This is a genomic window from Nitrosopumilus sp. b1, from assembly GCF_014078545.1.
Classification (GTDB): domain Archaea; phylum Thermoproteota; class Nitrososphaeria; order Nitrososphaerales; family Nitrosopumilaceae; genus PXYB01.
This window is the reverse complement of sequence record NZ_MU078771.1, coordinates 1-3,672: the sequence shown is the minus strand read 5'-3', so window position 1 is coordinate 3,672 and position 3,672 is coordinate 1. Positions and strand designations below refer to the sequence as shown.

The 3,672-nt window shown below is 34.4% G+C and carries 8 protein-coding genes and 1 pseudogene; 4 read left to right on the top strand and 5 right to left on the bottom strand.

Annotated features, from left to right (window positions below):
• Together C6988_RS10615 and C6988_RS10610 are read left to right on the top strand one after the other, a co-directional pair.
• Positions 1-88, top strand: a pseudogene (locus C6988_RS10615) (30S ribosomal protein S10); the annotation flags it as partial.
• 38 nt (positions 89-126) lie between these two features.
• Positions 127-330: a TFIIB-type zinc ribbon-containing protein gene (locus tag C6988_RS10610; RefSeq protein WP_255464481.1), complete on the top strand. Its 204-nt coding sequence runs from the start codon at positions 127-129 to the stop codon at positions 328-330.
• A 202-nt stretch (positions 331-532) separates the two neighbouring features.
• Here C6988_RS10610 and C6988_RS10600 read toward each other — a convergent pair whose 3' ends face one another.
• Together C6988_RS10600 and C6988_RS11220 are read right to left on the bottom strand one after the other, a co-directional pair.
• Complete coding sequence (locus C6988_RS10600) at positions 533-943, bottom strand: hypothetical protein (RefSeq protein ID WP_182135390.1); 411 nt, start codon at positions 941-943, stop codon at positions 533-535.
• Positions 944-1,028: 85 nt separating this feature from the next.
• Positions 1,029-1,154 (bottom strand): hypothetical protein, encoded by a 126-nt coding sequence (locus C6988_RS11220; RefSeq protein WP_255464480.1) that lies wholly within the window; start codon positions 1,152-1,154, stop codon positions 1,029-1,031.
• Positions 1,155-1,230: 76 nt separating this feature from the next.
• On the opposite strand from C6988_RS11220, the gene C6988_RS10595 reads away from it, so the two are divergent.
• Positions 1,231-1,740 (top strand): TIGR00725 family protein, encoded by a 510-nt coding sequence (locus tag C6988_RS10595; protein WP_182135388.1) that lies wholly within the window; start codon positions 1,231-1,233, stop codon positions 1,738-1,740.
• Here the strand turns inward: C6988_RS10595 and C6988_RS10590 are convergent.
• Genes C6988_RS10590 through C6988_RS10580 form a run of 3 tightly spaced genes read right to left on the bottom strand, consistent with a single transcriptional unit; the run spans position 1,730 to position 3,354 of the window.
• Positions 1,730-2,869 carry a 3-hydroxyacyl-CoA dehydrogenase gene (locus C6988_RS10590; RefSeq protein WP_182135386.1) on the bottom strand — a complete coding sequence of 380 codons (1,140 nt, stop codon included), beginning with the start codon at positions 2,867-2,869 and terminating at the stop codon, positions 1,730-1,732. The two genes, C6988_RS10595 and C6988_RS10590, sit on opposite strands and share 11 nt — an antisense overlap.
• A 37-nt stretch (positions 2,870-2,906) precedes the next feature.
• On the bottom strand, positions 2,907-3,149 hold the full coding sequence (locus C6988_RS10585; RefSeq protein WP_182135378.1) for a hypothetical protein: 243 nt from the start codon (positions 3,147-3,149) through the stop codon (positions 2,907-2,909).
• A gap of 31 nt (positions 3,150-3,180) precedes the next feature.
• Entirely contained in the window at positions 3,181-3,354 is a 174-nt protein-coding gene (locus C6988_RS10580; protein ID WP_182135376.1) for a hypothetical protein, read from the bottom strand.
• 92 nt (positions 3,355-3,446) lie between these two features.
• Here C6988_RS10580 and C6988_RS10575 point away from each other — a divergent pair, with 92 nt between their 5' ends.
• Positions 3,447-3,617, top strand: a complete 171-nt coding sequence (locus C6988_RS10575) for a hypothetical protein (protein WP_182135374.1) — start codon at positions 3,447-3,449, stop codon at positions 3,615-3,617.
• Positions 3,618-3,672 lie beyond the last annotated feature (55 nt).

The following is a 3,672-nucleotide window of genomic DNA, read 5'->3' as shown; positions in this document are numbered from 1 at the left end:
TGATATTAACGCAGATGATAAAGCAATTAGACAACTAATGAGATTGAAGATTCCTGATGATGTTTACATCGAGCTCTCATTGACATAGGACTTATCCTTAAATTATAGAGAAATTTGGTAAATGATATGGCTGAAGAAAACTTTGATGATGCTGAAATGCCTGCAGAAGAACCAAAAGAGCAGTTTGAAGTAATCTATTCTTGCCTTAGATGTGGAACAAATGTTTCAAATACTGAACTCAGTAGATTGCCTGAGATCAAATGCATTTGTGGTTTTAGGGTATTTACCAAAGTTAGACCTCCTGTAGTAAAATCAGTTAACGCAATCTAGTTTTATCTGTCTTTTTTGTAACTGTGTTCTCTTTGCAAATGTGTTCGCATATCTTCCATATTTGAAAATGATTCATTACAATTTTTGCAATCATAAGGATTATTTTTGTAATGAACTAATTGTTGATGCTGCATTAATTCTTCTTCTTGTGAGAACTTCAAATCACACATTGAACATTTAATTTTTTTAAAAAGGCCCATTTTTATCCAAACTTTGCCTTTTGTGTATCCCAACACTTTCTACACAACTCGCCTTCCATCTTCCATTTTGGTTTAGGTCGATATCTTACAAATCCCATCTTTCCGCCACATTGGCTGCAAAATGTTTTCTTTTTATCAAACGATTCTTCTTTCTTATCAAAACATTCCTTGCATAACAATCCCTCAATATCCCACTGCCATCGTGGTTCCCACAAATCAGTAATCTTTCTTGTAGTTCCACATTCTACACATGGTTGTCTTACTTTACCTTCATAGAATTCCATGGATTTGCTAACATGGCAGTCTCCACAAAGAGGACCCTTAATTCCCCATTCTTTTTTGGGTTTATGTTTGTGAGTTAACTCCTTATTGCAAATCTGACAGTATTCTGTCTTTTTAGAAAATAATCCCATTTTCATTGATGATGTAATTTACTCAAAAATATGTTTCCGTTATTGGTGTGAATAAAAATAACAAAAAGTTGCAAAAATGACCCGATTAGGCCTTTTGGAGAAGTTTTTCTAAAGCCTGACTTGCATTTAACATGCCGTGTTCTTTAGCATACTCTTCGATCATTTTGTATTGTTCTGTTGTAAAACAAACTGGCATTGAACGTTTTTCCATATTTTTTATTCTCTGTTTTATTTAATATCCTTTACGTTTTGGAAAGGTATTTGATTAGGGATCGAAAAGTTAACGGATGGTACGAAAACGGCAGATTCTCGTAATTGGGCATAATGATAATGGCTGTACTCCTGACCATGAAAAGATTGCATATGAGACTGGTTCTGAGATTGCAAAATCTGGGTCTGTGTTAATTTCAGGTGGCTTGGGTGGAGTTATGAAGGCATCATGCCATGGAGCACATGATGCAGGGGGTTTGAGTATAGGAATAATCCCTCAAGGTGAGCACTCTTTTGCAAATGAATTCTGTGATATTGTAATTCCAAGCGGAATGGGATTAACAAGAGATTTTCTAAATGCATTATCTGCAGATGGAATAATCATAATTGGTGGAGGTTCTGGCACTTTATCTGAAGTATGTGCTGCATATATGCACAAGCGACCCATGGTTGCAATAAGAAAAACTGGTGGCACTGCAGATCTTTATGCAGACAAGTACGTTGATCATAGAGAAAATATCAAAATTATTGGCGTTGATTCTCCAAAAGAAGCAGTAAAATTAATTCTTGAAAAAATTACTGCATAGAAACTAACAAAGGATCTGGCTCATAAAATTGACCATGTTTTTCAGCTAGTTGTTTTAGCTCATTTACAATATTTGAAATTCCAATCTCTTTTGCCGTTTCAAATAATGGTTTTTTTAATCCTAGACCAAGCTGGGCTGCCTTTTCTATCTCTTCTATATCGCTTGCACCATTTGTGACAAGCCAAGCTGCATTGTTTAGAATATTTGCAACAAGCTGAATTGGATTGCATTTAGATGCTAAATCTTCTGAAAGTGTTACTCGCTCGTATTTATCATCTGAATATTTGTAATATCCTTCACCTGATTTTTGTCCTAATTTTTTTTCATCAAACATCTTTTCCACCAGTGGATGTGGATTGATCACTTTTTTGTCACGTAGGTGCATCTCAACTGTTGCCTTGTGGATTACATCCATTCCAGTAAAATCTGCTAACTCAAATATTCCCATTGGAAATCCTAATTTGAATTTAACCGCAGAATCAATTTCTTCTAGAGTTGCACTAGTTCTATCTTTAAGATAACATGCTTCATGAACCATTGGGATAAACAATCTGTTGATTATGAATCCTGGAACATCTTTTCTACAAACTACTGCCTGCTTGTTAACTGATTTTACATATTCTTTTGTTAGTTCTGTAATATCTGGCGATGTTTTTTCTCCTGGTATTACTTCAACTAGTTTCATTAATTGTGGTGGATTGAAAAAATGAATTCCAATAAATTTGTCAGGTCGTGATGTTGTGTTTGCAATCTCAGTAATTGGTAATGTACTAGTATTTGATGCAAAAATTACTTCTGGCGCAGCGGCTTTATCTAACTCTGCGTAAACCTTCTTTTTTAAATCCATTATCTCTGGTACTACTTCGATTACTAGTTCTGCATCTTTTACTGCCTCATTCAAATCTACTACTGGTTTTATTCTACCAAAAATTGCATCTCCTTCTTCTTTTGAAATTTTTTCTTTTGTGACTAGCTTATCTAAACTCCATCTAATCTTCTCCATTGCTTTATCCAAAAATCCTTGCTCAATATCTCGCAGAACTACGTTGTATCCTGCAGTAGCTGACACTTGGGCAATACCATGTCCCATTACTCCAGAACCTAAAACTGTGATATTTTTAATTCCCAACGAAATTCTAAATTTACTACATCCTTTATTATCTTATTCACTTAGTTGGTGTGCCAAGGAGCGCATCAAATTTGTCTTGTCTAAAAGATTCTTCAGGGTATATTTTTCTAATTCGTTTTCTTTCAACTACTAGTCTTTTTTGTACTGTAATGATTGATTTGCGTTCATTTGGACTTGATGTGTCTTTTAATTTTAATTCTAACCTGTCTAGCTCATCGCAATGCCAATTGTATAATTTATGATACATCTCAAGACAAACGTCCTTTACATCATTTGGCATATGTAAAATCATTAATTTTTTGGTATATGTATTATCTTCGAAATTTTATTACTAGTGTGATTACTATAACTGCAATTGCAATGCCCATCATTGCTATCCCTGTCAACCAATAATCAGAAAACACTTCTGTAAATGATAAAAGTAGCACCCCTATTAGGAAAAGAGCAATTGTGACTATACTTCCGTATAGAACTAGTTTTGACACGAGTTCAGAGAATCTTTCGATTAAAAAAACCCATCTAGATTATGAGATTAATATCGAATCGTTTTTAATGGATTTTTGATTTAGTAGAAACCATGGGATTGTTTGGTAAGAAGAAAAAAGAGTCTGAAACTCAAACTAAATGCGATAAATGTGGTACAGATCTACACGATCCTGAAAGATTAAAGCGTCATATGAAAAAAGCACATGGAAATGTTCCTGCAAAAAAGATGGATCCTAAAGGTTCTGAAGGCGGATTGTGGTAAATATGGAAATTAGTGAAGGAAGAAAGTACGGTGCAATATTTGGTGGTGCACTAAT

Excerpts from the sequence above, each read along its gene's own strand:
- C6988_RS11220 (WP_255464480.1), bottom strand. The coding sequence starts at position 1,154 with ATGGAAAAACGTTCAATGCCAGTTTGTTTTACAACAGAACAATACAAA.
- C6988_RS10610 (WP_255464481.1), top strand. The coding sequence starts at position 127 with ATGGCTGAAGAAAACTTTGATGATGCTGAAATGCCTGCAGAAGAACCA.
- C6988_RS10600 (WP_182135390.1), bottom strand. The coding sequence starts at position 943 with ATGGGATTATTTTCTAAAAAGACAGAATACTGTCAGATTTGCAATAAG.
- C6988_RS10595 (WP_182135388.1), top strand. The coding sequence starts at position 1,231 with ATGGTACGAAAACGGCAGATTCTCGTAATTGGGCATAATGATAATGGC.
- C6988_RS10575 (WP_182135374.1), top strand. The coding sequence starts at position 3,447 with ATGGGATTGTTTGGTAAGAAGAAAAAAGAGTCTGAAACTCAAACTAAA.
- C6988_RS10585 (WP_182135378.1), bottom strand. The coding sequence starts at position 3,149 with ATGCCAAATGATGTAAAGGACGTTTGTCTTGAGATGTATCATAAATTA.